General features: G+C 67.7%; 24 protein-coding genes. 16 read left to right on the top strand and 8 right to left on the bottom strand.

What is annotated here, in order from left to right; all coding sequences use genetic code 11:
* Window positions 1-2: 2 nt before the first annotated feature.
* Window positions 3-1,187 carry an acetyl-CoA C-acyltransferase gene (locus L2D01_02260; protein ID WBQ10611.1) on the bottom strand — a complete coding sequence of 395 codons (1,185 nt, stop codon included), beginning with the start codon at window positions 1,185-1,187 and terminating at the stop codon, window positions 3-5.
* A gap of 249 nt (window positions 1,188-1,436) precedes the next feature.
* On the opposite strand from L2D01_02260, the gene L2D01_02255 reads away from it, so the two are divergent.
* Both L2D01_02255 and L2D01_02250 read left to right on the top strand, forming a co-directional pair.
* Complete coding sequence (locus L2D01_02255; GenBank protein WBQ10610.1) at window positions 1,437-2,096, top strand: hypothetical protein; 660 nt, start codon at window positions 1,437-1,439, stop codon at window positions 2,094-2,096.
* A gap of 50 nt (window positions 2,097-2,146) precedes the next feature.
* On the top strand, window positions 2,147-2,860 hold the full coding sequence (locus L2D01_02250; GenBank protein WBQ10609.1) for a DUF2589 domain-containing protein: 714 nt from the start codon (window positions 2,147-2,149) through the stop codon (window positions 2,858-2,860).
* A gap of 43 nt (window positions 2,861-2,903) precedes the next feature.
* Here the strand turns inward: L2D01_02250 and mnmA are convergent, their stop codons facing one another.
* Window positions 2,904-4,205: a tRNA 2-thiouridine(34) synthase MnmA gene (mnmA, locus tag L2D01_02245; GenBank protein ID WBQ10608.1), complete on the bottom strand. Its 1,302-nt coding sequence runs from the start codon at window positions 4,203-4,205 to the stop codon at window positions 2,904-2,906.
* 98 nt (window positions 4,206-4,303) lie between these two features.
* On the bottom strand, window positions 4,304-5,254 hold the full coding sequence (locus tag L2D01_02240) for a radical SAM protein (GenBank protein ID WBQ10607.1): 951 nt from the start codon (window positions 5,252-5,254) through the stop codon (window positions 4,304-4,306).
* 212 nt (window positions 5,255-5,466) lie between these two features.
* On the opposite strand from L2D01_02240, the gene L2D01_02235 reads away from it, so the two are divergent.
* The 6 genes from L2D01_02235 to argE all read left to right on the top strand — a co-directional run bounded on the left by L2D01_02235 (window position 5,467) and on the right by argE (window position 14,451).
* A complete protein-coding gene (locus L2D01_02235) occupies window positions 5,467-6,300 on the top strand; it encodes an outer membrane protein assembly factor BamD (protein ID WBQ10606.1) in 834 nt (277 codons plus the stop codon).
* A 27-nt stretch (window positions 6,301-6,327) separates the two neighbouring features.
* Window positions 6,328-8,037, top strand: coding sequence for a DNA repair protein RecN (recN, locus tag L2D01_02230; GenBank protein ID WBQ10605.1), 1,710 nt, complete (start codon window positions 6,328-6,330; stop codon window positions 8,035-8,037).
* 14 nt (window positions 8,038-8,051) lie between these two features.
* Entirely contained in the window at window positions 8,052-10,163 is a 2,112-nt protein-coding gene (gene ligA, locus L2D01_02225) for an NAD-dependent DNA ligase LigA (GenBank protein ID WBQ10604.1), read from the top strand.
* Window positions 10,164-10,451: 288 nt separating this feature from the next.
* Window positions 10,452-12,380, top strand: a complete 1,929-nt coding sequence (locus L2D01_02220; protein ID WBQ10603.1) for a S9 family peptidase — start codon at window positions 10,452-10,454, stop codon at window positions 12,378-12,380.
* A 145-nt stretch (window positions 12,381-12,525) separates the two neighbouring features.
* A complete protein-coding gene (locus tag L2D01_02215) occupies window positions 12,526-13,275 on the top strand; it encodes an FKBP-type peptidyl-prolyl cis-trans isomerase (protein WBQ10602.1) in 750 nt (249 codons plus the stop codon).
* 18 nt (window positions 13,276-13,293) lie between these two features.
* Complete coding sequence (gene argE, locus L2D01_02210) at window positions 13,294-14,451, top strand: acetylornithine deacetylase (GenBank protein WBQ10601.1); 1,158 nt, start codon at window positions 13,294-13,296, stop codon at window positions 14,449-14,451.
* Window positions 14,452-14,469: 18 nt separating this feature from the next.
* Here the strand turns inward: argE and L2D01_02205 are convergent, their stop codons facing one another.
* Entirely contained in the window at window positions 14,470-14,835 is a 366-nt protein-coding gene (locus tag L2D01_02205) for an aspartate 1-decarboxylase (protein ID WBQ10600.1), read from the bottom strand.
* A gap of 192 nt (window positions 14,836-15,027) precedes the next feature.
* Between L2D01_02205 and L2D01_02200 the strand changes: the two genes are divergently transcribed.
* From L2D01_02200 to L2D01_02190, 3 genes are read left to right on the top strand one after another with little or no spacing between them, the layout of a single operon-like run.
* On the top strand, window positions 15,028-15,927 hold the full coding sequence (locus L2D01_02200) for a D-amino acid aminotransferase (GenBank protein ID WBQ10599.1): 900 nt from the start codon (window positions 15,028-15,030) through the stop codon (window positions 15,925-15,927).
* A gap of 4 nt (window positions 15,928-15,931) precedes the next feature.
* Window positions 15,932-16,654, top strand: a complete 723-nt coding sequence (locus tag L2D01_02195) for an HAD family hydrolase (GenBank protein ID WBQ10598.1) — start codon at window positions 15,932-15,934, stop codon at window positions 16,652-16,654.
* Window positions 16,655-16,707: 53 nt separating this feature from the next.
* Entirely contained in the window at window positions 16,708-17,745 is a 1,038-nt protein-coding gene (locus L2D01_02190; protein ID WBQ10597.1) for a HEAT repeat domain-containing protein, read from the top strand.
* Here the strand turns inward: L2D01_02190 and L2D01_02185 are convergent.
* Complete coding sequence (locus L2D01_02185) at window positions 17,742-18,209, bottom strand: hypothetical protein (GenBank protein WBQ10596.1); 468 nt, start codon at window positions 18,207-18,209, stop codon at window positions 17,742-17,744. The genes L2D01_02190 and L2D01_02185 overlap by 4 nt on opposite strands.
* Before the next feature lie 177 nt (window positions 18,210-18,386).
* Here L2D01_02185 and L2D01_02180 point away from each other — a divergent pair, with 177 nt between their 5' ends.
* The 3 genes from L2D01_02180 to L2D01_02170 all read left to right on the top strand — a co-directional run bounded on the left by L2D01_02180 (window position 18,387) and on the right by L2D01_02170 (window position 20,216).
* Window positions 18,387-18,647, top strand: a complete 261-nt coding sequence (locus L2D01_02180) for a hypothetical protein (GenBank protein ID WBQ10595.1) — start codon at window positions 18,387-18,389, stop codon at window positions 18,645-18,647.
* Window positions 18,648-18,723: 76 nt separating this feature from the next.
* The gene (locus L2D01_02175; GenBank protein WBQ10594.1) at window positions 18,724-19,332 is read left to right on the top strand and encodes a GrpB family protein; all 609 of its coding nucleotides are present in this window, start codon (window positions 18,724-18,726) and stop codon (window positions 19,330-19,332) included.
* Window positions 19,332-20,216, top strand: coding sequence for an S-methyl-5'-thioadenosine phosphorylase (locus L2D01_02170; GenBank protein WBQ10593.1), 885 nt, complete (start codon window positions 19,332-19,334; stop codon window positions 20,214-20,216). The genes L2D01_02175 and L2D01_02170 overlap by 1 nt, the downstream gene beginning before the upstream one ends.
* Window positions 20,217-20,234: 18 nt before the next feature.
* On the opposite strand, the gene L2D01_02165 is transcribed toward L2D01_02170, so the two are convergent.
* The 3 genes from L2D01_02165 to L2D01_02155 form a co-directional block, all read right to left on the bottom strand.
* On the bottom strand, window positions 20,235-21,053 hold the full coding sequence (locus tag L2D01_02165) for an SDR family oxidoreductase (protein ID WBQ10592.1): 819 nt from the start codon (window positions 21,051-21,053) through the stop codon (window positions 20,235-20,237).
* A 39-nt stretch (window positions 21,054-21,092) separates the two neighbouring features.
* Window positions 21,093-21,944: a tetratricopeptide repeat protein gene (locus L2D01_02160; GenBank protein ID WBQ10591.1), complete on the bottom strand. Its 852-nt coding sequence runs from the start codon at window positions 21,942-21,944 to the stop codon at window positions 21,093-21,095.
* Between the two features lie 171 nt (window positions 21,945-22,115).
* Window positions 22,116-22,286: a DUF465 domain-containing protein gene (locus L2D01_02155; protein WBQ10590.1), complete on the bottom strand. Its 171-nt coding sequence runs from the start codon at window positions 22,284-22,286 to the stop codon at window positions 22,116-22,118.
* Window positions 22,287-22,390: 104 nt separating this feature from the next.
* On the opposite strand from L2D01_02155, the gene L2D01_02150 reads away from it, so the two are divergent.
* Both L2D01_02150 and L2D01_02145 read left to right on the top strand, forming a co-directional pair.
* Complete coding sequence (locus tag L2D01_02150) at window positions 22,391-23,002, top strand: UbiX family flavin prenyltransferase (protein WBQ10589.1); 612 nt, start codon at window positions 22,391-22,393, stop codon at window positions 23,000-23,002.
* A complete protein-coding gene (locus L2D01_02145) occupies window positions 22,999-23,487 on the top strand; it encodes a TIGR02444 family protein (GenBank protein WBQ10588.1) in 489 nt (162 codons plus the stop codon). The genes L2D01_02150 and L2D01_02145 overlap by 4 nt, the downstream gene beginning before the upstream one ends.
* Window positions 23,488-23,606 lie beyond the last annotated feature (119 nt).

Genomic DNA, 23,606 nt, shown 5'->3' with positions numbered 1-23,606 from the left:
GTCTAGATCAGCTCCACCGCCATGGCGGTGGCTTCGCCGCCGCCAATGCACAGCGAGGCGACGCCCTTCTTCAGCCCGCGGGTTTCCAGCGCCGCGATCAGCGTCACCAGAATGCGCGCGCCTGACGCCCCAATGGGGTGGCCCAGCGCACAGGCGCCGCCATGCACGTTCACCACGTCATGGCTGAGGCCCAGCTCTTTCATGGCGATCATCGGCACCACGGCGAACGCCTCGTTGATCTCCCACAAATCCACATCGGACATGGTCCAGCCGGCGCGCTCGACCACTTTGCGCATGGCGGGCACGGGCGCGGTGGTGAAATAGGCCGGCTCCTGGGCGTGGGCGGCGGTGGCGACGATTTTCGCCAGCGGCTTCAGGCCGCGCCGGTCAGCCTCGGAGCGGCGCATCAGCACCAGAGCCGCCGCGCCGTCCGAAATCGCGGACGCGTTGGCGGCGGTGACCGTCCCGTCCTTGGAGAAGGCGGGCTTCAGCTGCGGGATTTTGTCCGGACGCGCGCGCTTGGGCAGCTCGTCGGTGTCCACCACCGTATCGCCGCCGCGGCCTGAAATGGTCGCCGGGGTGATCTCGCGCTTGAACGCGCCGGTCTCGGTGGCCTTGAGGGCCCGCGACAGGGTTTCCAGCGCATAGGCGTCCTGGTCCTCGCGGGTGAACTGGTGCTCGCGCGCGATCATGTCGGCATAGACGCCCATGGCCTTGTGCTCATAGGCGTCTTCCAGCCCGTCCAGCGCCATGTGGTCCTTGATCACGTCGTGGCCGTATTTGAAACCGGTGCGGTGGGTGGGCAGGAGGTGCGGCGCGTTGGTCATGGATTCCATGCCGCCAGCCACGATCACCGAAGCCTCGCCCGAGGCGATAGCCGCGCGCGCCATGATGGCCGCCTGCATGCCCGAGCCGCACATCTTGTTGAGCGTCGTGGCCTCCACCGATTTGGGCAGGCCGCCCTTGATCGCCGCCTGGCGGGCCGGAGCCTGGCCCTGACCGGCTCCGAGCACATTGCCCATATAGATCTGGTCCACATCATCCCCGGCAATGCCCGCTTCCGCGAGCGCGGCCTTCACCGCCAGCGCGCCAAGCTCATTGGCCGAAAGGGCAGACAATTCGCCCAGCAGGCCGCCCATTGCGGTGCGCGCCATGCCAACGATGACAATTGGATCTTCGGAACTCATAGGTCCGTCTCCTCAAAACTGATCTGGCCGGTTTTCATCCCTCGACAGGGGCTCCGGCGGATGGCGCGCAGATGACCCTTTCCTACCGCGCCGCGTCAAGCCTCTTCGCAGATGCAGCAGAATGGCGGCAGCCTCCTCCCGGCTTAAGCGCTTCGCGCGAACCGCAGTGAAGGGCCAGAAGCTTCTACTTAAAGCTTTACTTCTGGCGCGATCCTGCAAAAATACAATTTGAAATAGTTTGGTGGGGTCATGATCTCCCTCGAATCCTTCGTCACGGCGGTGAAGACGGCGGTTCACCAGGCCGCCCATATCGCCCGTGAGCAGAACCTCCAGATGGTCTACCGCTTCTTCGAGGTGCGCGAGCCACGCCCGCCCGAACCGCCGCCTGCGCCGCCCCCGCCCTCAGGTCGCGGCCGGCCGCAGGACGGCCTGCCGCTCGCCGCGCGCAAGGCCCGATCGGCGGGCGATGACGGTGATCGCGGCGGCGGCGCGCCGCCCGGAGCGCCGCACGGCGAGCCGGAAGGACCGCCGCTTCTGACGCCGCGCATGGTGGCCTTTGAATACCCGATAGACACGCCGGACGGTCCGGCCCTGCACACCGCCTACGCGCCGCTGGTCAGCCTCACCGGCATGCAGGCGATGGAGATCGCCGAGTTCCGCATGGTTCTGAAAATTCATGCCGCCGAGGATGGCGAGACCCTGTCCATCGCCTTTCCCGGCACGCCCCGGACCGATGGCGCAGGGCGCGGGCGCCGGCCGCGCAAGGGCCCTGACCCGGACGCATCGCCGCAGCCCGACACCGAGAGCGGGACCATCGAGATCGTCCTGAAAAGCGTCGATCCGCCCAGCGGGTTCTACGAAATCATCCGCGGCTATGACCGCGCCCTTCGCGCCAACATCCCGGGGTGAATTGAAGCCGGGGCCGGGATCCCAGCGATGCAAACCAACAGGAGATGACAATGGCGGATAATGACGAACTTGTTTCGATGGCCCAGGCCTTCACCGGCCTGCCCATGCGCGACCTCATCGGCGGCCCGCTCATGGCCGCCACCGAAGCCAACAACCAGATGGTCATGACCCAGACCAAATACATTCTGGATACCGGCTTCAACCGGGTGGCGCTCGACGACAAGGACCCGAAGAAGGGCTACAAGTACGAGCCGATCATGGTCAACATGGTGCTCAAGCGCCCTGTGATCATCGAGCCGGGGCCGGATTCCAGCGGCAAGCCCCAGCCGCCGGTGATCGAGACCGTCACCAGCGAAGTGGATGTGCCGATCATCTCCCTGATGCCGATCCCGACGCTGGGCGTGGACGAGGTCGACATCACCTTTGATATGGAGGTCAAATCCAGCTACGGCTCCACCCAGTCCAGCTCGAAGTCGGACACGCTCGCCGAGCAGGGCAGTTTCGAGGCGAAGTTCGGCTACGGGCCGTTCTCGGTGTCGGTCAAGGGCTCCGTGTCCCACAACCAGTCCAGCCAGTCCTCCAGCGAGACGACGCACACCGCCTCCAACTCCGCGCACTACCATGTGGAGGTTCACGCCTCGCAGCAGCCTGTGCCCAAGGGCCTGTCGCTGATCCTGGAAGCCTACGCCAAGAATATCGGGCCGTTCACCCTGCCCACCGATTCCGACGGCAAGAAGACCCAGGCGCAGCTGGAAAGCGCCTGATGATTTGCGGACGGGCGCGCGCCAGACGCGCGCCCGGACGGACTCAAGCGCCCGATACCGGTGAAGACGGCGCCGGGCCAGGGGGCAGCGCGTTTGAATTCGGGCGCGATCCCCGGTCCGTCCCCGCGATCCAGCCGCCGCCCAGCACCCGGTCATGGTCGTCCGGGCTGTAGAAGACGCAGGCCTGCCCCGGCGCCACACCCTCTTCGCCCGCCTCCAGCAGCACATGCACGCCGCCAGCGGCGTCGAGCTCCAGCACGGCGGGAACCGGCGGGCGGGTTGAGCGCACTTTCACGCCAACGCGCGCGCCATCGGCGCCCGTGAGATCGCCCTCGCCCAGCCAGTTCACGTCCTTCAGGGCGATGCGGCGCACGGTCAGCGCCTCGCGCGGGCCGACCCGCACGCGGGCGGCTTCGGCATCCAGCGCGATCACATAAAGCGGCTCGCCTGCGGCGATGCCCAAACCCCGCCGCTGGCCCACCGTGTAGTGGATCACCCCGTCATGGCGGCCCAGCACCCGGCCATCGAGATGCACGATCTCGCCCGGCCGGGCCGAACCGGGGCGCAGTTTTTCCACCACCCGCGCATAGTCGCCGTCGGGCACAAAGCAGATATCCTGGCTGTCGGGCTTGGCCGCCACGATCAGGCCGAAGGCTTCAGCCAGCGCGCGGGTCTGGTCCTTGCTCAAATGGCCCAGCGGGAAGCGCAGGTAATCGAGCTGCCGCGCCGTGGTCGCAAACAGGAAATAGGATTGGTCCTTGCCCGCATCGGCGGCCCGGCGCAGCTGGGGCGCGCCGTCGCGCACTTCGCGCCGGATATAGTGGCCGGTGACCAGCGCATCGGCGCCCAGTTGCTGCGCCGTCGCGAGCAGGTCGGCGAATTTGACCGACTGGTTGCAGCGCACGCAGGGGATCGGCGTGGCGCCGGCCAGATAGGTGTCGGCGAAATCCTCCATCACCGCTTCGCGGAAGCGGGTCTCGTAATCGAGCACGTAATGGGCGAACCCCATGGCCTCGGCCACGCGCCTGGCGTCGTGAATGTCCTGACCGGCGCAGCACGCGCCCTTGCGCTGGATTGCCGCGCCATGGTCGTAAAGCTGCAGCGTCATGCCCACGACCTGATAGCCCGCGCGGTGCGCCACGGCGGCGACCACAGAGGAATCCACGCCGCCGGACATGGCCGCGACGATGCGGTGGCTGGCGGGGTCGCCGCCCAGATCGAGGAAATCGCCGGTCAGGCCGAACTGCGCCAGCAGCGCATCAACACGCGCCGCATCCATAACCGGGGCGCCGGGCGCACGGCGCGGCGCATCCGCGCGCGGCGGATTGGAAATCAGGGTCGTCATCATCACCTCTCCCCCGCCGGGTCAAGGCCGGCGGCGAATAGCATCAAGGCCCGTGCATATAGGGGAAAGGAGGCGGACGCGCCAGACGGGGCCGCGCCTCACGCTGAACAGCTGGCGCCGCCAAGCACGCAGAACTGGGCGCAGAATTTGTGCTGCAGCTTCACCGGCCTCAGAGACTGCGTCAGGGTGACTCCCATCTCGAACGCATCGTCATAGGGCAGAAGCGTGCACGATATGACGCTGGCGCGCGGCGCGCCCTTGCGCTTCACCACCATGCGGCTGGACGCGCACATGATGGTTTTGGGGTCGAGATCGAGAATGCCCCAGCAGGCGGTGGTGATCTCCGGCGGCTCGCCCGCCGGGTCCATTTCGGGAAACAACACCAGACGGCCGGGATCGTGCGCGGGAATGTCCGCGCCCAGCCGGGCGAACAGGGCGGCGAAGCCGTCGCGGGCCTCCGCCTCGCTCTCAGCCATCGCCATGCGCCCGGCGCAGGACAGGCGGAAGCCATGGCGCGCCAGCCAGGCCAGGCCCTCGATTGTGGCGTCAAACGCGCCCGCGCCGCGCTCGGCGTCGTGCACCGCCGCGCTGTGGTGATCCAGGCTGATGCGCAAGGTCAGCCGGTCGCCATGGCGGTCTTTCAGCGCCAGCAGGCCCTGTTGCACCGCCGGGCGCATCATGGGCCGCATGGCATTGGTCAGCACCAGCGCGGCGTGCCCGCGCTCCAGCGCCATGCCGGTCAGCGTGTTCATATGCGGGTTGAGGTAAGGTTCGCCGCCGGTGAAGCCGATCTCTACCGGGCCACAGCCCAGCGCGTCGATCTCGTCCAGAAACGGCGCCGCGTCATCCGGCGTCAGATACACCAGCGCGTCGTTTGTGGGCGAGCTCTCGATATAGCAGTTGACGCATTCGATATTGCACAGCGTGCCGGTGTTGAACCACAGCGTCCTGAGCGTGTCGAACGCCACATGGGCGCGCGCCTCGCCCCCGGCGGTCACGTCCGGGTCGGTGAAGGGGGCGGGCCAGACGGGCTGGGCGGTATCGGGCATGCGGACGATGTCCTGAAATAAACTCATGCATGACGCTAGGCCAGCGCGATCTCGCTCTCAACCCGCACTCACGCAAGCGTGCACAGCATGAACAGGCCTGTGAGGCTGACACAGCGCTTTTGCCGCGCGCCAGGATCGGCTAAACCTTGCGCGACGTGCCCGTTTGCGGGCTCAATGCGCCTGCCGCGCGCCGCCGGACAGAAGGTCACGTGATGAAGCATGCCCTGCGCCTGATTGCGCTCGCCGCCACCGCTCTTGTGCTCGCCTCCTGCGCCGGGAGCGAAAGCAACCGGCTGGCTTATGTGGAGCGCCCGGTTGAGCAGCTCTACAATGAAGGCTTCGAGCAGCTGGAGCGGCGCAATTTCGACCGGGCCGCCGCCTTCTTCGATGAGGTGGAGCGTCAGCACCCCTTCTCTGAATGGGCCCGCCGTTCGATCCTGATGGGCGCCTACGCGCACTATCGCGCCAATCGCTACGAGCAGACGATCGCCAGCGCCCAGCGCTTCATCGCCCTGCATCCGGGCAGCTCCAGCGCGCCGTACGCCTATTATCTGATCGCGATCAGCCATTACGAGCGCATCATGGATGTGGGCCGCGACCAATCCACGACCCAGACCGCGCTGGATGCATTGCAACAGGTGGTGCGCCGCTATCCGGAAAGCCCCTATGCGCGCGACGCCCGGGTCAAGATCGACATGACCCGTGACCATTTGGCGGGCCGGGAAATGAGCGTCGGGCGCTGGTATCTGCGCAATGGCTTCTATCTGGCCGCCGCCAACCGCTTCCAGAACGTCATCCGCGATTACCAGACCACCAACCACACGCCCGAGGCGCTTCACCGCCTGGTCGAGGTCTATGTGGCGCTGGGCGTCGACGACGAGGCGCGCATGGTCGCCGCCGTGCTGGGCCATAACTTCCCCGGCTCGGCCTGGTATGGCGACAGCTACCGGCTGATGACCTCGCGCGGGATCGACATGGAAGGCATGGAGCGCGTCGACGAAGACCCGAGCCTGCTGCGCCGCGCCCTGGGCCGCATCTTCGGTTAGGCCGGAGAGGCGGATATCGGCGCACCCATGCTGGTTTCGCTCTCCATCCGCGACATTGTTCTGATCGACCGGCTTGAGCTGGCTTTCGGAGCGGGCCTGTCGGCGCTGACCGGCGAGACCGGGGCCGGCAAATCCATCCTTCTAGGCGCGCTCGGACTGGCCTGCGGCGACCGCGCCGAGCGCGGCCTGATCCGCGCCGGGGCCGATCAGGCGAGCGCCAGCGCCGTATTTGAACCGGCGCACGACCACCCGGTCTGGGCGGTGCTGGAGGAAGCCGGCGTCAGCGCCGGGCCGGGCGAGCCGGTGATCCTGCGCCGGACGCTGGGCGCCGACGGCCGCTCGCGCGCCCATGTCAACGACCAGCCCGCCAGCGTTAGCCTGTTGTCCCGGCTCGGCGATCTGCTGGTGGAGATTCACGGCCAGCATGACGGACGCGGCCTGCTCGACCCTAAAACTCATCGCAGCGCGCTGGACGCCTATGTCGGCGCAGACCGCGCTAGCGCGTCGGTCGGCGAGGCCTGGGAGGCGCTCAGCGCCGCCCGCACGCGTCTCGAACGCCTCACCGCTGAACGTACCCGGGCCGCCGACGAGGAATCCTTCCTGCGCACCAGTCTCGAAGCGCTGGATGAGCTCGACCCGCGCCCCGGCGAGGACGCAGCGCTGAGCGATGAACGCAAATTCCTGCAACAGGCGGAGACCGCCCTGAGCGAGCTTCAGACCGCGTCCGAATCTCTGGCCGGCGGTCAAGGGCTCAGCGCGCGCCTCACCACGGCCCTGCGCGGGCTGGAGCGGGTGCGCGGCGCGCTGGGCGCCGGCGGTGATGAGCCCGGTGCGGCGGGCGGCGCGGCGTCAGCCCGAACGGCGGTGGACCGAGCCGCCAGCGCGCTGGACCGCGCCCTGATCGAGTTCAACGAGGCCGAGGACGCCCTGAGCGACGCCGCGTCCGCCTTCGAGGTGGAGCCCGGCCGGCTCAACGCGGTGGAGGAGCGCCTGTTCGCCCTGCGCGCCGCGGCCCGGCGCCACCATGTGGAGCCTGACGCCCTGTCCGTTGTGCGTGCCGACCTGGCCGCACGGCTCGACCTCATCGACCATGCCGGCGACCGGGTGCAGGAGGCCGAGGCTGCGCTGACAGCGGCCCAGGCCGATTACGCGCGCGCCGCGACCGCCCTGTCAGAGCTGCGCCAGGGCGCCGCCAAGCGCCTGTCGGCCGCCGTGGAGACCGAGCTGGCGCCGCTGAAGATGGACAAGGCGCGCTTTCGCGCCTCGGTCATCCCCGATATGGACCGGCCCGGCCCCTCGGGCTGGGACCGGGTGGCGTTCGAAGTGTCCACCAATCAAGGCGCGCCCTTCGGCCCCCTGGACAAGATCGCGTCGGGCGGCGAGCTGTCGCGCTTTGCCCTGGCGCTGAAGGTTTGCCTGACCGGCGGCGCCGACAAGGTGATGGTGTTTGACGAGGTGGATCAGGGCGTTGGCGGCGCCGTCGCTGACGCGGTCGGCCACCGGCTGGCGCGTCTGGCCGCTTCGGGTCAGGCCCTTGTGGTCACCCACGCACCGCAAGTGGCGGCCCGCGCAGAGGCCCATTTCCGCATCGAGAAATCGGATGGCGAGGACGGCGTGCGCACCCATGTGCGGCTCCTCGCGCCCGGCGAACGCCGCGAAGAAATCGCCCGCATGCTGTCGGGCGCCGAAGTGACCGACGCCGCGCGCGCGGCGGCGGATGAGTTGATGGCGCGGTGAGGGGTTAGACTGACATGTCCCCAGCCCTGAAAGACGTATCCGCCCTCACCGCTGACGAGGCGGCTTCCGAGCTGGAGCGGCTGGCGCGCGAGATCGCGCAGCATGACCGGCTTTACTACGAGAAGGACGCGCCGAAGATTTCCGACGCGGCCTATGACGCCCTGCGCGCGCGCAACTCGGCCATCGAGGCGCGCTTTCCCGATCTGGTGCGCGCCGACAGCCCGTCCGTGAGGGTCGGCACGCGCCCCTCTGACCAGTTCGCCGAAGTCATCCACGCCATGCCCATGCTGTCGCTGGGCAATGCCTTCAGCGATGAGGATGTCGCGGACTTCGCCGGCCGCGTCGTCAAATTCCTGAACCTCAAGGAAGAGCCCGCCTTCACCGCCGAGCCCAAGATTGACGGCCTGGCCATCTCTCTGCGCTATGAGGACGGGGTGCTGGTGCAGGCCGCCACGCGCGGCGATGGCCGCGCGGGCGAGAATGTCACCGCCAATATCCGCACCCTCGACGACATCCCCGAGCGTCTGCCCGGCGGCGCACCCGCCGTGCTGGAGGTGCGCGGCGAGGTGTATATGAGCCATGCCGATTTCGCTGCGCTGAATGCGCGTCAGGAGGCGGCGGGCAAGAAAACCTATATGAATCCGCGCAACGCCGCCGCCGGCTCGCTGCGCCAGATCGATCCGACAGTGACCGCGCAGCGGCCCTTGCGCTTTTTCGCCTATGGCTGGGGCGAGCTGGCCGAGCCGCTGGCAGCCACCCAGTTCGGGGCTTTGCACCGGCTCAAGGCGCTGGGCTTTCCGGTGAATGAAGATCTGGTGCTGTGCGCAGACGTGGCGGCCATGCTGGCCCATTACCGGTCGCTGGAGGCGCGCCGCGCCGGTCTTGGCTATGACATTGACGGAGTGGTCTACAAGGTGGACCGGCTCGACTGGCAGGCGCGCCTGGGCTTTGTGGCGCGCGCCCCGCGCTGGGCCATCGCCCACAAATTCTCCGCCGAACAGGCGATGACATTGCTCAACGCCATCGAGATCCAGGTCGGACGCACCGGCGCCCTCACACCCGTGGCCAAGCTGGAGCCGGTGACGGTGGGCGGGGTGGTGGTGTCCAACGCCACCCTCCACAATGAAGACGAGATCGCCCGCAAGGACATCCGCGTGGGCGACACCGTGGTGATCCAGCGCGCCGGCGACGTGATCCCGCAAGTGGTTGAAGTGGTTCTGGAGCGACGGCCCGAGGGGAGCGTGGCGTTCGAGTTTCCGAAGCTCTGCCCCTGCCCGCTGGGGACCCAGGCTGAGCGGGAGGTCAATCCGCGCACGGGCGAGCGCGCCGTGGTGCGGCGCTGCAGCGGCGAGTTCGCCTGCCCCTATCAGCGCAAGGAGCACCTCAAGCATTTCGTGTCACGCAAGGCGTTCGATATCGAAGGGCTGGGCGAAAAGCAGATGATCGCCTTCCACGAGGCCGGCGAGGTGAAGGAGCCCGCCGACATCTTCACTCTGGAAGCGCGCAACGCCTCCGGCGAACTCACGCCGCCCCTGCAGGAGCGCGAAGGCTGGGGCGAGAAATCCGCCGCCAATCTGTTCACCGCCATTGACGCGCGCCGCACCATCGCCCTGTCGCGCTTCATCAACGCCATGGGCGTGCGCCATGTGGGCGAGGAGACGGCGCGGCTGCTGGCGCGCACCTATGGGGACTGGCCCGCCTTCCGCGCCGCCGCCCTCGCCGCCGCGCAGCCCGGCTCCGAAGCGCGCGAGGCCATGCTGTCGGTGGACGGGCTCGGCGATACCGCCGTGGACGCGCTGGGGCGGTTTTTCAGCGAAGCCCATAACAGCGCGGCGCTGGACCGGCTTCTGGAGCATGTCACACTCGAACCTGAAAAAGTCGAGACCCAAGAGTCCCCCGTCACCGGCAAAACCGTCGTCTTCACCGGCGCGCTGGAGCGCTTCACCCGGGACGAGGCCAAGGCGCGCGCGCAATCCCTCGGCGCCAAGGTCGCGGGCGCCGTGTCGAAGAACACCGACTATCTCGTCGCCGGCCCCGGCGCCGGCTCCAAGCTGAAAAAGGCGGAAGAGCTGGGCGTTCAGGTGCTGACCGAGGATGAGTGGCTGGCGCTGATTGAAGGGGTTTAGGCGAAGCGAGGGGCTGGCTGGGGGAGCAAGCGCCCCCCTCCGTCGGCTTCGCCGACACCTCCCCCGCAAGCGGGGGAGGACAAGAATGCGCGCTGTGGCGCCGATGGCCGTCTCCCCCCGCTTGCGGGGGGAGTGGCCCGAAGGGCCGAGGGGGGCGGACGGAACACACACCCCTCGCCCTTGCCGCCTGCATCCATCGCGGCCAATCTATCCGTCGATCACGCGCCCGCCCGGGCCAGGACCCGGCATCCGCGGGGCGCACCCGCTCGCCAATCCAAGGAGACCGATATGAAGCTTCTCACCACGGCAGGGCTCGCCGCCCTTATGGCCATCAGCGCGCCGGCGCTGGCTCTGGCCCAGGCGCCTGAACGCGTCACGCGCGGCAATCTGGTGATGGAGAACATCCCCGAGATACCCGGGAGCGTGCGCGAACGCCTGCGCCAGTACCAGAATGTGCGCAGCGCCGGCTTCTCCGATTTCGCGCCCGATGGCAGTGTCTACATCGTCACGCGCTTTGGCGAGACCAACCAGATCCACCACGTGGCGCAGCCCATGGGCATGCGCCGCCAGGTCACCTTCTATGACGAGCGCACCAGCGGCGCCAGCGTGCGCCCGGACGGGTCAGGCCAGTTCGTCTTCTCGCGCGATGTGGGCGGCGACGAGTTCTTCCAGGGCTTCCTGTTTGATCCCGAAACCGCGCGTTCGGTGCAGTTCACGCAGGATCAGACCCGCAATCAGGGCTTCACCTGGGCGCGGGACGGCGCCTTCGTCGCGTTCGCATCCACCACATGGGACGAGCCTGACTATACCATCTTCACCGCTGACCCGGCGGACCCCGCCTCGGTGCGCGAAGTGTATACGGGCGAAGGCGCGATCGCGCCGCGCGACATCTCGCCGGACGGAACGCGCATGGTGATCGGGCGCTATATCTCCATCAACGAGACCCGGCTCCAACTGCTGGACATCGCCAGCGGCGAGGTCACGCCGATCAATCCGGATGTGACCGCATCCTATGGCGCGATCAGCTTCTCCGCCGATGGCGAGCGCCTGTTCGTGGTGTCGGATGAAGGGTCGCAGTTCCGGCGTATCCTGGAGATCGATCTGGCCGACAACTCCCAGCGCGTGGTCGCCGAGCATGACTGGGACGTTCAGGCCATGGATTTGTCGCCGGACGGATCCCTGATCGCCTACACGATCAATGCTGGCGGGATTTCCGAGCTGCACATTGTTGACGCGGCCACCGGCGAAGCGCGCCGCGCGCCCGACCTGCCCGTGGGCATTATCGGCGGCGTCAGCTTCAGCCCGGACGGATCGCGCATCGGCTTCAGCCACAGCTCGGCCGGGTCGCCGGGCGATGCCTGGACCTATGAACTGGCCAGCGGCGACCTGACCCGCTGGACGCAGTCGGAAGTCGGGGGGCTCGACACCTCGCGCTTTGAGGCGCCCGAGCTCGTCCATTACGAGAGCTTTGACGGGCTGGAGATTCCCGTCTTCGTTCACCGGCCCGAAGGCGATGGCCCGCACCCGGTGATCATCTCCATCCATGGCGGACCGGAGAGCCAGTCGCGCCCCGGCTTCAACGCCAATTTCCAGTACTGGATTCATGAGCTGGGCGCGGCCGTGCTGGTGCCCAACGTGCGCGGCTCGTCGGGCTATGGCAATGAATTCGTCAATCTGGATAATGTGCTCAATCGCGAGGACTCGGTGCGCGATATCGGCGCGTTGATCGACTGGGCCGCCGCCCAGCCGGAGTTCGACGCCGACCGCATCGTGGTCTATGGCGGCTCCTATGGCGGTTACATGGTGCTGGCCAGCCTGATGCATTATTCCGACCGGCTGGCCGGCGGCATCAATATCGTGGGCATCTCCAATTTCGTGACCTTCCTGGAGAACACGGCCGGCTACCGTCAGGATTTGCGCCGGGCCGAGTATGGCGATGAGCGCGATCCGGACGTGCGCGCCTTCCTGGAAAGCATCTCGCCGGCCAATCACGCCCACCGCATCACCGCGCCGCTCTTCATCATCCAGGGCGCCAATGATCCGCGCGTGCCGCTGTCGGAGGCCGAGCAGATCCTGGCCGCCGTGCGCGAGGCCGGGGGCGATCCCTGGTATCTGGTGGCGCTGGATGAAGGCCACGGCTTCGCCAAACAGTCCAATCGCGATTTCCAGCGCGAGGCCGAGACCATGTTCCTGACCGAAATTCTCGGACTGGAGTGAGCGTCAACCGCTGAAACCGGCCGTCAGGCCCCGGCGCACCTGCGCCGGGGCCTTTTTTTCGTTCGACCTGCGCAACCCGGTCCCGGTTGCGCGCGAAACGCACTAGATTACCGCAACCTGTCACGGCCTCACGAGGATATGACCCATGATCCGCGCCCTTGCTCCCGCCTTCGCCGCCCTGATCGTGCTCGCCGCCTGCGGTGAGCCGCCCGCCTCCGACCCCGCGCCCGAGACCACCCCGGCGGCCACGCCCGAGGAATCGGCCGCGGCGGAAACAGGCGAGCTCACAGGCAATGAGCGCGACGCCGCCGAAATCCTGAACGCCTTCATCGCCGAGCAGGAACAGGCGCAGGCCGGTATTGACCCCGAGATCGCGGCCATTGTCGGCGAGGCGCGCGCCTGCAATCGCGAGGGCCGCGAGGATGGCGCGTTTGCAATGCCCGAGCGCACGTCAGACCAGAACACCAGCCAGTACAATACCGCCGTCTCGGCGGCCTTCCTCGAAGCCAATGCCGCCAATCCGTGCGTGTTCGCCCTGGCCTCGGGCCTCCAGTTCCGCATCGATCAGGCGGTAGACGACGCCCCGTCCCTCGCCCGCGCCGGCGAGCGGGTGCAGGTCCATTATGAAGGCCAGCTCATTGACGGCACGGTGTTCGATTCCTCCTTCGCCCGCGGCGCCCCGGCGGTGTTTCCCTCCGACCGGCTGATCGCCGGCTGGGTCGAAGCCCTGCCGCTGATGAATCTGGGTGAAGAATGGACGCTGTTCATCCCGGCAAACCTCGCCTACGGCGCAGACGGGACACGCGGCGGGCCGATCGGCCCCAATCAGGCGCTGGTGTTCCGCCTCGCCTTGCTCGGCCTGCCTGATCAGGGCGTGTCGGCCGAAACGCCCTGATCTCATCGGAACGATTTGATGACCGCACACAAAAGCGCGCGCGACTGGCTCACCGAGCTGGTGGCGTTCGACACCACCTCGCGCCACTCCAATCTGGCGCTGATTGACCATGTAGAGGCCTATCTGTCCGGTCTGGGCGCGCGCTGTGAGCGGGTCGCGAACGCTGACGGGACAAAGGCCAATCTGCATGCCGTGATCGGCCCGGATGTGGATGGCGGCGTCGTCCTGTCAGGCCACACGGACGTGGTGCCGGTAGACGGCCAGGCCTGGTCCAGCGATCCCTGGGTCCTGACCGAACGGGGCGGCCGGCTCTACGGGCGCGGCTCGTGCGACATGAAGGGCTTCATCGCCTGCGCACTGGCCGCCGCGCCGGACTTAGCGCGCGCGAGCCTGAAGCGCCCGGTGCATTTTGCGCTCTCCCATGACGAGGAGGTGGGGTGCCTCGGCGCCCCCGCCATGATCGCGCGCATCGCCGCGCAGAGCCCCCGGCCGTCCTGCGTGATCGTGGGCGAACCCACCGAAATGCAGGTGGTGAGCGGGCATAAGGGCCTCTACTCGGTGCGTGTGGAGCTGACCGGCAAGGAAGCTCATTCAAGCCTGGTGGAAAGCGGCGCCTGCGCCGTGACCCATGCCGCCGGCCTGATGCACTGGCTGACGCAGGAAGCTGCGCGCCTGAAGGCCGCGGCGCCAGCGGACAGCCCGTTCGACCCGCCCTACGGCACGCTGACCATCGGACGCATGGGCGGGGGGTCGGCGGTGAATATTCTGGCGCGCGAAGCCTGGTTCGAGGCGCTGATGCGCCCGGCGCCCTGGGATGACGGGCCGGGCCTGGGCGCCCGTCTTGTGGAGGAAGCGCGCAAGGTGGAAGCCACGATGCGCCGCACCGCGCCGGATGCGCGCGTGACCGTCACCGTGATGTCCGACGTGCCGCCCTTGCGTCCCGAAGAGATGGGCGAGGCCGAGGCGCTGGCGCGCGCCATCACCGGCGACAACGCTCCGCGCGTGGTCGCCTATGGCACTGAGGGCGGGCAATTTCAGGAAGCGGGCTTCTCCACCGTCATCTGCGGGCCCGGCTCCATCGCCCAGGCCCACCAGCCCGACGAATTCATCGTGGCCAGCGAGCTGGACGCCTGCATGGCCTTCCTGAAAAAACTGGAGCTGCGCCTGTCGGCTTGAGGCGCGCCCGGTCTGCGCTCAGGCGGCCTTGGGCGGATTGACCACATCATTGCGCTCGTCCAGCAGCACCACGGTGGGCTGGTAGACGCGCGCGGCCTCGGCGTCCATGCCGGCATAGGCCACCACGATGATGCGGTCGCCGGGTTGGGCCAGACGCGCCGCGGCGCCATTGATCCCGAACGTCTTGGATCCACGCGGCGCGGTGATGGCGTAAGTGGTGAATCGCAGGCCGTTATTGATGTTGAGCACATCGACCTGCTCATGCGGCAGGATGCCGGCGGCCTCCAGCAAGTCGGCGTCGATGGAGATCGACCCCTCGTAATGCAGGTCGGCCTGCGTCACCACGGCGCGGTGAAGCTTGGCTTTCATCATGGTGAGCTGCATGGCGTTTGCTCCTCGAACACGGCCCGCCCCTCTTGGCTGCCGAGCCGGTATTGTGCAGCGCATATAGCGCGTCCGGCGCGCGAGTGCATCCCCCTTGCCTGTGGAAAGCGTCCGGGGCCGGACACTGCGAACGCTTGGCCTGCAGGCCCGGCGCTGGCTAGGCTGACCGTCTGTCGCGACCGGAGCCTTCCCATGACCCAGCCCGTCACCACCCACCAGGCCGAAGAGGATGCGCGCAACGAGGCGATCCTGATCTGGGTCAACGGCGCACTCAAACCAAAGGCCGAAGCACTGGTCAGCGTCTATGACAGCGGTTTCATGCTGGGCGACGGGGTGTGGGAAGGCCTGCGGCTCTACAACGGCCGCTGGGCGTTCCTCGATGAGCATCTCGACCGTCTGTTCGAGGCCGCGCGCGCCATCGATCTCGACATCGGGCGCACGAAAGACGACCTCGCCGCTGCGCTGGAAGAGACCCGCGAAGCCAATTCCATGGTCAGCGACGCCCATGCCCGGCTGATGGTGACGCGCGGGGTCAAGACACGACCCTTCCAGCACCCCTCCTTGTCACGACAGGGGCCCACTCTTGTCATCATCATGGAACATTCGCGACCGGCCATTCCACGGCCCGTGCGCCTCGCCACCGTCCCGCATATGCGTGGCCTGCCCATGACCCAGGACCCCAAGCTCAACTCTCACTCCAAGCTGAACTGCATTCTGGCCTGCATAGCCGCCGAGAAGGCGGGCGCAGACGAGGCGCTGATGCTGGACGTTCATGGGTTCGTTAACACGACAAACGCCTGCAATTTCTTTATTGTACGCAAGGGCGAGGTTTGGACCTCCACCGGCGATTACTGCATGAACGGGATTACACGGCGCAAGGTGATCGAACTGTGCCGCGCAAACGCCATCCCTGTATTTGAGCGCAATTTCTCGCTGGTCGACTGCTACGGCGCGGACGAGGCCTTCCTGTCCGGCACATTCGGCGCCCAGACGCCGGTGGGGCTGATAGACGGGCGGGTGATCGGAACCGGCGAGACCGGTCCCGTCACAGCGCGAATCCGCAAGCTCTACAAACACCTTGTCGGAGCCTGACGCCATGCGCCTCGCCATGTGGTCCGGACCGCGCAATCTCTCCACCGCGCTGATGTATTCATTCGCCTCGCGCGCCGACTGCGCCGTGATCGACGAGCCCTTCTACGCCGCCTATCTGGCCCGCACCGGGCTGGATCACCCCATGCGCGACGCCGTGATCGGCGCTGGCGAGACCGATCCGGACGCCGTGATCGCGCGCCTCACCGGCCCGGTCCCGGGCGGCAAAGCTCTGTTTTATCAAAAGCATATGTGCCACCACATGCTGGACGGGTTTGGCCGCGACTGGATCACGTCCTGCGCGAATGTCTTCCTGATCCGGCATCCGGCCCGCGTCGCGGCGAGCTTTGATGCGCGCCATGAAAACCCCACGGTGGACGATCTGGGCTTTCCTCAACAGGGCGCGCTCTATGACGCGGTGACCGCGCTCGGTCTTCCCGCCCTGGTTATCGACAGCGCCGATATCAGAGCTGATCCGCGCGCTGCCCTTTCCGCCCTGTGCGCTGCGCTCGGCATCGCGTTCGACCCGGCCATGCTGAACTGGCCCAAGGGCGGACGGCCCGAGGACGGTGTCTGGGCGTCCCACTGGTACGCGTCCGTGCACGCCAGCACCGGCTTCGCCGGGCCAGAGGGCGACCTGCCCCGACTGTCCCCGCACCTGCAGGCGGTGGCGGACGCTGCGATGGACGATTATAGGCGCCTGCACGCCCTGCGCCTGACGCCGGGTTGAGGCGCCCTGAAACGGCCATTTACGCGCCGCGATGCACGCCTAAACTCGACGCCATGGGACGCAAAAGCGATCAGGCCGGGGACAGGCTGGACTCCATTTTGCGCGCGGCGCGGGCCGGGCTGCATCCATCAGAAGCGGCGGATGCCGGGCGCCTGACCGCGGCCGCCGATCTGTGCGGGCCAGAGGAGATCGCCCTGATCTTCGAACGGCTGGACAGCGTCCACGGCGCATACGATGCCGCTACGCCAGGCGATGATGAGGCCCGCGACGATGCACGCGCTGCCGCCGGCCATTTGTCCGGCGTGCTCGCTCACCTGCCGCCCGATGAAAGTGAAGCCCTCGCCGCCGGGCTCGCCGCCGCCCATCCGCGCACCCGCGAGGCGGCGGCCCGGGCGCTGCAGGCCAGCGGCGCGGCCGATCAGATCCCCGCCCTGTCCAGAGTGATGGCCCATGAGCCCGATGACGCCGCCCGCCGCGCCATGATCCACGCCTATAATGCGCTGGGGCGGCTCGCCATGCCGCCCGAACGCCGCCCCGCGCGCGAGTATTCGCGCCTGGCCCACAGCGTGCGGCCGTGGCCGATTGCGCGCACCTTGCATGTCTGGCTGGACAGCGGCCGCCTGTGGTGGCGGCGCGGACAGGACGGGGCGGAACACTCGGTTGATCTGCACGACGTGGTCAGCCTGCATGTCGGACACCCTGACCTGGGTCTGCTGGCCGAAGCCCGGATCAAAACCCGTCAGGGCGCGGTGTTCAGAATCCCCGCGCGCCACTGGCGCATGCTCGACCTGCATCAGCACGCGGACAGCTATGACCGCCTCACAGCGGCGCTGGCGCGGCGCATCGCAAGGGCGAGCCCGGATGCCATTCTGACGCGCGGCGTGACGCTCCGCACCCGGACCGCCCTGTGGCTCGGATTGGGCGGATATCTTGTCATGGCCGGGGGCTGGATCGCCTGGCGGTCGCTGCTCAGCGATGTCTGGGCCGCAGAGGGTGTCATCCTGTTTGTCCTGGGCGCGATCCAGCTGCGTTTTCTCTGGCCGCTGATCACGGCGAACGGCCCGGAGACGATCGACCCGGACCGGCCCTAACCGCGCTGCAATGGCCGCCCGAAACGCTCGAACAGGAACGGGCTGTCCGTTGGCGGATAGATATCCTCGCAATCGAACAGCTCTGCTGCGCCGTGCGCGGTGCGAATGGCCAGGCCAGGTTCACCGCGGCGCGGATGATACAGCAGGGTCCGGCCTGGGGCGGCGCCCGCGATCTCGGCGCCGGGGCCGGTCCCGGTCCGGTGCAGGCTGAACCGTCCGCTATCCATGATGAAAGCCCGGGAGGCGGTTTGTCCGTCGACAAATGCGCCTGTGCGCCGGTCGAGGATGAAAAAGGCCAAACTGGCCTCGTCAGCTGGATCGGACAGCGTCCAGCGCCCCGCATAGGCGTTCATCCATCCGGTCTGGACGCAATAGAGATCATGGGCCGGCCCTGGTTCAGGCTGGCGCTCGGTGTCCGCAGATTGCGCCAGCAGGGCGGCCGCCAGAAGGATCACGGGCATCATAACAATAGCTTTGCGCCGCGCCCGCGGGCGCGCCCATCCCCTGTTCGGGGCGGGCGGGAAGGGCTGCGACATCCTGCCGCACCCGGGCGCAATTCAGGACCACTTCCGCGAGGGGCAGGCAAGGCGCATCTGTAGGGAGGCTGGCGCTTTGCCGGCCTTTTTTGAGGTGTTCTTTCAATGACTGACCAAGCCATGCGCGCCCCTGTGCGCGCGAGCCTCGCCGACGCGATCGCCGCGGCGGCGGGCGCCCTGTTTGTCGGTATATGCGTCTTCTGTGCCGCCGGCGCGTTTGTCTGGGCCCTATGCTTCATGGCCGGTGTGCCCGTGATCGTGATCGGCGCCGCCGAGGTGGTGACCGCGGCGGCCAGCATCGCCATTGCGTGGCTCCTGTTCCGCGCCGGGGTGAAGTACGCTGCCAGCGGGTTCGACAGCGTCTGACGGCGCCCCGTTTCGAACCGGGGCGAATTGGGCTAGGCAGATCACCTTTCCGCCACGCAGCACTCGGACGCGACCGATGAAAAAGGATCCTGTCGACGTCACGCCGCCCGATCCGGCTTGGGTCGATGAAGGCTATGAGTGGGCCGAACGTGTCGCGGGCGCGCTGCGCGCCCTGGCGCTGCGGGTCGATCATGTCGGCTCCACCGCCGTGCCGGGCCTGCCGGCCAAGAACGTGATCGATATCCAGGCGCTGGTGTTCCGGCTGGATGAGCCCGAGGCGATCATCGCGGCGATGGCCGAGGCGGGCTTCCGCCATGCGCCCGACAATACCAGCGATACGCCCCATGCCGACGCCACCCCGGTGCTGGGCGAGGATGACTGGCGCAAGCTGTATTTCCGCGAACCCAAGGGTTCGCGCCGGGTACATGTGCATGTCCGGCGAAATGGCGCGGCAGCGGCCCGGCGCACCTTTCTGATGCGCGATTATCTACGCGCAGACGCCGCCGCCCGGCGCGATTATGGCGCCTTCAAGCTGGCGCTGGCGGAGAAGACCAGGAAGGATCGGGCGGCCTATCAGGCGATCAAGAGCCCGTTTATCGAGACCGTCATGCGCGCGGCTGAAGGCTGGGCCGAGCTCAGCCGCTGGCAGACCAGCGCGCCCGACGCCTATTGGAGGACCGAGTAATGGCGGAGCGCTTTGTGCTTGGCGTGATCGGTGGGTCGGGCCTGTATGCCCTTGACGGTTTGACCAATGTGCGCGCGGCGCGGGTGGAGACGCCCTGGGGCGCACCGTCGGGCGCTCTGGTGCGCGCACGCCTGGAAGGGCTCGACATCGTCTTCATGCCCCGCCATGGCGAGGGCCACGCCGTACCGCCCAGCGCGATCAATTACCGCGCCAATATCGACGCGCTCAAGCGCGCCGGGGTTACCGATCTCCTGTCCCTGTCCGCCTGCGGCTCGCTGCAGGACCACCTCGAGCCCGGACATTTCGTGGTGGTGGACCAGTATGTCGACCGGACGTTCGCGCGCCAGAAAAGCTTTTTCGGCGCCGGGTGCGTGGCCCATGTGGCCATGGCCGACCCGGTCTGCGCGCGCCTGTCAGGCCTGGCCGCCGACGCCGCCGAAGCGGCGGGCGTGGCGCATGTGCAGCGGCGCGGGACCTATCTGGCCATGGAGGGCCCGCAATTCTCGACCCGGGCCGAGAGCGCGCTCTATCGGTCCTGGGGGCTGGATGTGATCGGCATGACCAACATGCCCGAGGCCAAGCTCGCCCGCGAGGCCGAGCTGCCCTATGCCAGCGTGTGCATGGTCACCGATTATGATTGCTGGCGCGCGCCGGACGCCGATGTGGCGATTTCGGAAATCCTAGAAGTGATGGCCGCCAACACCCACCACGCCCACGCCATGCTGCGCGCTCTGGCCAAAACCCTGGCCGGCCAGACCCGCACGCCCTCGTCCCAGGGCATCGAGCGCACGCTGGACCACGCCATCATCACCCCGCCATCGCACCGCGATCCTGTCCTCGTCGCCAAGCTCGACGCGGTTGCAGGCAGGGTGCTCAGGCCCTGACGGCAGGCGGCGCGATCCTCAATCCTCATAATCTTCCGGGCGCGTGACGTAGTTGAGCGCCAGGCGGCCGCCGTCGGGGTAGAGGCATTGGCCGGTCATGTAGCTGGAATCGCGTGAGGCGAGAAACCAGGCGACGCCGGCGATTTCGTCCGGGTCGCCGATGCGGTTGAGCGGCGTGCGCGAGAGGATGCGTTTCATGGCGGCGCGGTCCTCCATCACTGATTTGAGGATGTCGGTGTTCACCGAGCCCGGCCCGATGGCGTTGACCCGCACGCCCCAGGGCGCCAGCGCCAGCGCCATGGACTTGGTCAGCTGGTTGAGCGCACCCTTGGCGGTGCAATAGGCGAGCTGGTTGGGAATGGCCACCACGGCGTTGACCGAGGACATGTTGATGATGGCGTAGCGCCGGCGGCACTCGTCGGCGCGGGTCTGCTCCTCCTCGATCTGCTCCACCATCTGGCGCGCCGCGGCGCGCGCCACCAGGAAGGCGCCGCGCAGATTCACGCCCATCACCCGGTCGAAATCCTCCAGTTCCAGATCGAGAATATCGCCAGCGGATATGATCGCGGCGTTGTTGACCAGCACATCCACCCGGCCAAAGGCCGAGCGCGTTTCGGCCATGAGATTATTGACCGCCAACGTGTCGGACACATCGCACTGGACGAAGATCGCGCGCTCCTTGCCCGCACCCAGCTCATCGGCCAGCACCTCACCGGCCAGATCGTCCACATCGGCGATGACGACGCGCAGGCCCTCTTCGGCAAAGCGGCGGGCGCAGGCGGCGCCAATGCCTTTGGCGGCTCCGGTGACGATGGCGACGCGGTCAGACGCGGGCATGGCGATACCTCATTGTGGTCTATGGGGGACGGGCGGCGCTCAGGGTTCGCCGGTGCGCTCATAGTCGGCGGTGATCTCGCGGCTCACCGGGTCCAGCTCATGGGCGCGGGCATAAAGATCGCGCGCCTCGTCCAGGCGGCCCAGCTGCTCCAGCGCCGCGGCGCGCGAATGGGTGATGGCGCCGCTGTCGGGGCGCGCCTCCAGCGCCGCGTCACATGTGGGCAGCGCGTCGCCCGCGCGCCCGGCCTTGACCAGCGCCCAGCACAGGGCGTTGAGCGCGCTGGCATCTTCAGGCGCGATGCTGACGGCGTCCAGCGCGTCGGCCAGCGCGTCATCGTGGCGGCCAAGCTCGGCGAACGCCGCCGAACGACCCGCCAGCGCGCCGATATCGTCCGGCGCCAGCGCGAGCGCAGCATCAAACGAGGCGGCCGCCGCCTCGGCCTGTCCGGTCTCCAGCTGCGCCGAACCGGCGATCATCCGGATCAGCGGGTCGCGCGGCCAGCCCGCCAGGGCGATCTCCAGATCGTCCAGCGCCGCCTCGGCGCGCCCCACCTGCAAAAACGCTATCGCCCGGTTTCGGCGCACGACCGGATGGCTGGAATCGCCGGTGTGGGTCTCCAGCAGCGCCAGAATCTGGGCGTAAGTCACCAGCGCCGCCTCGGGCCGCTCCAGCGCCATCTGCGCGGCGGCCAGGCCCATGCGCAGTTCGGCCTCGTATTCCCACTCATGCGTACGCGCCGCCAGACAGGCCTCAAAGGCCCGCTCGGCGTCGCCATAGCGCGCGCCATCCAGGTGAGCCGGGCCATCGCCGCACGGGTCATCGCTGGCGGCGGGACCGCAGGCGGCAAGGGCGGACAAGAGACTGAGGAGGAGGAGGCTGAGGCGCGGCATCAGGGTCCTGGCGCTGAACGGGCGGTCGCAAGGCTGTCCAGCATGGGGCGCGCGCCCGGGCGGGGCAATGGCCGATAGCGGCGGGCTGCAATAAAAACGGGGCGGACGCTGATGCGTCCGCCCCGTCATCACCCGCTTCAAACCGGGTGCGTCGTCACGTCCCGCGCCGTCTCATTGGCGTCGCCGGAGTCGCGCTATCTCTTCTTTAAGCTTGAGTTTCTGTTTCTTGAGGGTGGCGAGTTGAAGCGTGTCGGCGGAAGGATGTTTGAGGGTTTCCTCGATCCGGGCGTCCAGTTGTGTGTGACGAGCATCCAGTTCCTTGATACGCGCTTCAGTGGCCATAGGTGCCTCCTTGGCTGGTTGGGAGTAGAGTGAACCATCAAACCGGGGGCGATGGCAATTCACGAATTGCTCCGTATCCCTGACAAACTGACGCAAGGTGAAGCATGACTGACCAGCCGCGCCTGGTGGTGGGCATATCGGGCGCCTCGGGCGTCGTGTACGCGCTGCGGGCGCTGGAAGCGCTGCGCGAGCTGGGCGTGGAGAGCCATGTGGTGGCCAGCAAGGCCGCTGAAATGACCCTGTCCTATGAGACCGGGCTGGCGCCGTCGGTACTGCGCGAGCGGGCTGATCATCTTTACAAAATGCCCGATGTGGGCGCGCCGATTGCCTCGGGCTCCTTCCGCACGCTGGGCATGCTGATCGCCCCGTGCTCGGTGCGCACCATGAGCGAGATCGCCACCGGCGTCACCTCCAGCCTCCTGACCCGCGCCGCCGACGTCGTTCTGAAAGAGCGCCGCCGCCTGGTGCTGATGGTGCGCGAGACGCCGTTTCATCTGGGCCATCTGCGCACCATGGTTCAGCTGACCGAAATGGGTGCGATCATCATGCCGCCTCTGCCGGCCTTCTACGCCAAGCCTGAAACGCTCGATGACATGGTGGACCAGTCGGTGGGCCGGGCGCTGGATCTGTTCGGGCTGGACTGGACGCCAACCCGGCGCTGGGGCGAGGACATCAAGGAGGGCGCCCGCCCGGCTGCGCGCACCCGCAAGCCATGAGCGCGCCGCCGGTACGGTTCTGGGATTTCTCCCTCGCGGTTTATGGAAGCAAGGGCGTGAAGCCCGCCTGCCTTGCGCTTCAGGATGCGGGGATGGACGTGAATCTGGCGCTCTGGATCACCTGGCATAGCGCTCATGGCCGCGATGCACGCCCGGCGCTGGACGCCGCTATGGCCCTCTCGGCCGACTGGAGCACGCGCGTCGTCAAGCCGCTGCGCGCCGCACGCAATGCACTGAAATCGCAGCCAGATTATGTGAACGCCGATGCCGCCAGCGCCCTGCGCAAGGCGATCCTGAGCGCCGAGCTGGAGGCTGAACGGCTTGAGCAGCTGGCGCTGGAAGCTGTCGGCGGGGCAGTCGCAGACGACGGAGACGGGCGCGCGCTGACTCGGGCGGGACTTGCGCAGTACGCCGCCCGGCTGGGCGTGGAGACTGCAGATGGGCCGTTTGTCGAATCCGTTTTCGGCGCGCTGGAAAAGGTGTAATATCCCCTCATCTTGAAGGGATGGTCCCGCGCGTGGGAGCTTGGCGCGAGACCGGGCCTGAACATCTGTAACCACTTGATCTGGCGCGCCTGCAGCCCTTGGCGCGGCGCACGGCAAAC

The organism is Hyphomonadaceae bacterium ML37 (assembly GCA_027627685.1).
Lineage (GTDB): Bacteria > Pseudomonadota > Alphaproteobacteria > Caulobacterales > Maricaulaceae > Oceanicaulis.
The sequence above is the reverse complement of the archived record's forward strand: the minus strand, read 5'-3'. Positions and strand labels throughout refer to the sequence as shown.

What these genes read in the sequence shown, in the direction of transcription:
- ligA (WBQ10604.1), top strand. Translation starts at nt 8,052, where the DNA reads ATGTCCCCAGCCCTGAAAGACGTATCCGCCCTCACCGCTGACGAGGCG.
- L2D01_02175 (WBQ10594.1), top strand. Translation starts at nt 18,724, where the DNA reads ATGAAAAAGGATCCTGTCGACGTCACGCCGCCCGATCCGGCTTGGGTC.
- L2D01_02185 (WBQ10596.1), bottom strand. Translation starts at nt 18,209, where the DNA reads ATGATGCCCGTGATCCTTCTGGCGGCCGCCCTGCTGGCGCAATCTGCG.
- L2D01_02155 (WBQ10590.1), bottom strand. Translation starts at nt 22,286, where the DNA reads ATGGCCACTGAAGCGCGTATCAAGGAACTGGATGCTCGTCACACACAA.
- L2D01_02215 (WBQ10602.1), top strand. Translation starts at nt 12,526, where the DNA reads ATGATCCGCGCCCTTGCTCCCGCCTTCGCCGCCCTGATCGTGCTCGCC.
- L2D01_02200 (WBQ10599.1), top strand. Translation starts at nt 15,028, where the DNA reads ATGACCCAGCCCGTCACCACCCACCAGGCCGAAGAGGATGCGCGCAAC.
- L2D01_02180 (WBQ10595.1), top strand. Translation starts at nt 18,387, where the DNA reads ATGACTGACCAAGCCATGCGCGCCCCTGTGCGCGCGAGCCTCGCCGAC.
- L2D01_02190 (WBQ10597.1), top strand. Translation starts at nt 16,708, where the DNA reads ATGGGACGCAAAAGCGATCAGGCCGGGGACAGGCTGGACTCCATTTTG.
- L2D01_02160 (WBQ10591.1), bottom strand. Translation starts at nt 21,944, where the DNA reads ATGCCGCGCCTCAGCCTCCTCCTCCTCAGTCTCTTGTCCGCCCTTGCC.
- L2D01_02235 (WBQ10606.1), top strand. Translation starts at nt 5,467, where the DNA reads ATGAAGCATGCCCTGCGCCTGATTGCGCTCGCCGCCACCGCTCTTGTG.
- L2D01_02165 (WBQ10592.1), bottom strand. Translation starts at nt 21,053, where the DNA reads ATGCCCGCGTCTGACCGCGTCGCCATCGTCACCGGAGCCGCCAAAGGC.
- L2D01_02150 (WBQ10589.1), top strand. Translation starts at nt 22,391, where the DNA reads ATGACTGACCAGCCGCGCCTGGTGGTGGGCATATCGGGCGCCTCGGGC.
- L2D01_02145 (WBQ10588.1), top strand. Translation starts at nt 22,999, where the DNA reads ATGAGCGCGCCGCCGGTACGGTTCTGGGATTTCTCCCTCGCGGTTTAT.
- mnmA (WBQ10608.1), bottom strand. Translation starts at nt 4,205, where the DNA reads ATGACGACCCTGATTTCCAATCCGCCGCGCGCGGATGCGCCGCGCCGT.
- L2D01_02170 (WBQ10593.1), top strand. Translation starts at nt 19,332, where the DNA reads ATGGCGGAGCGCTTTGTGCTTGGCGTGATCGGTGGGTCGGGCCTGTAT.
- L2D01_02195 (WBQ10598.1), top strand. Translation starts at nt 15,932, where the DNA reads ATGCGCCTCGCCATGTGGTCCGGACCGCGCAATCTCTCCACCGCGCTG.
- L2D01_02240 (WBQ10607.1), bottom strand. Translation starts at nt 5,254, where the DNA reads ATGCCCGATACCGCCCAGCCCGTCTGGCCCGCCCCCTTCACCGACCCG.
- L2D01_02255 (WBQ10610.1), top strand. Translation starts at nt 1,437, where the DNA reads ATGATCTCCCTCGAATCCTTCGTCACGGCGGTGAAGACGGCGGTTCAC.
- L2D01_02220 (WBQ10603.1), top strand. Translation starts at nt 10,452, where the DNA reads ATGAAGCTTCTCACCACGGCAGGGCTCGCCGCCCTTATGGCCATCAGC.
- L2D01_02260 (WBQ10611.1), bottom strand. Translation starts at nt 1,187, where the DNA reads ATGAGTTCCGAAGATCCAATTGTCATCGTTGGCATGGCGCGCACCGCA.
- argE (WBQ10601.1), top strand. Translation starts at nt 13,294, where the DNA reads ATGACCGCACACAAAAGCGCGCGCGACTGGCTCACCGAGCTGGTGGCG.
- recN (WBQ10605.1), top strand. Translation starts at nt 6,328, where the DNA reads ATGCTGGTTTCGCTCTCCATCCGCGACATTGTTCTGATCGACCGGCTT.
- L2D01_02250 (WBQ10609.1), top strand. Translation starts at nt 2,147, where the DNA reads ATGGCGGATAATGACGAACTTGTTTCGATGGCCCAGGCCTTCACCGGC.
- L2D01_02205 (WBQ10600.1), bottom strand. Translation starts at nt 14,835, where the DNA reads ATGCAGCTCACCATGATGAAAGCCAAGCTTCACCGCGCCGTGGTGACG.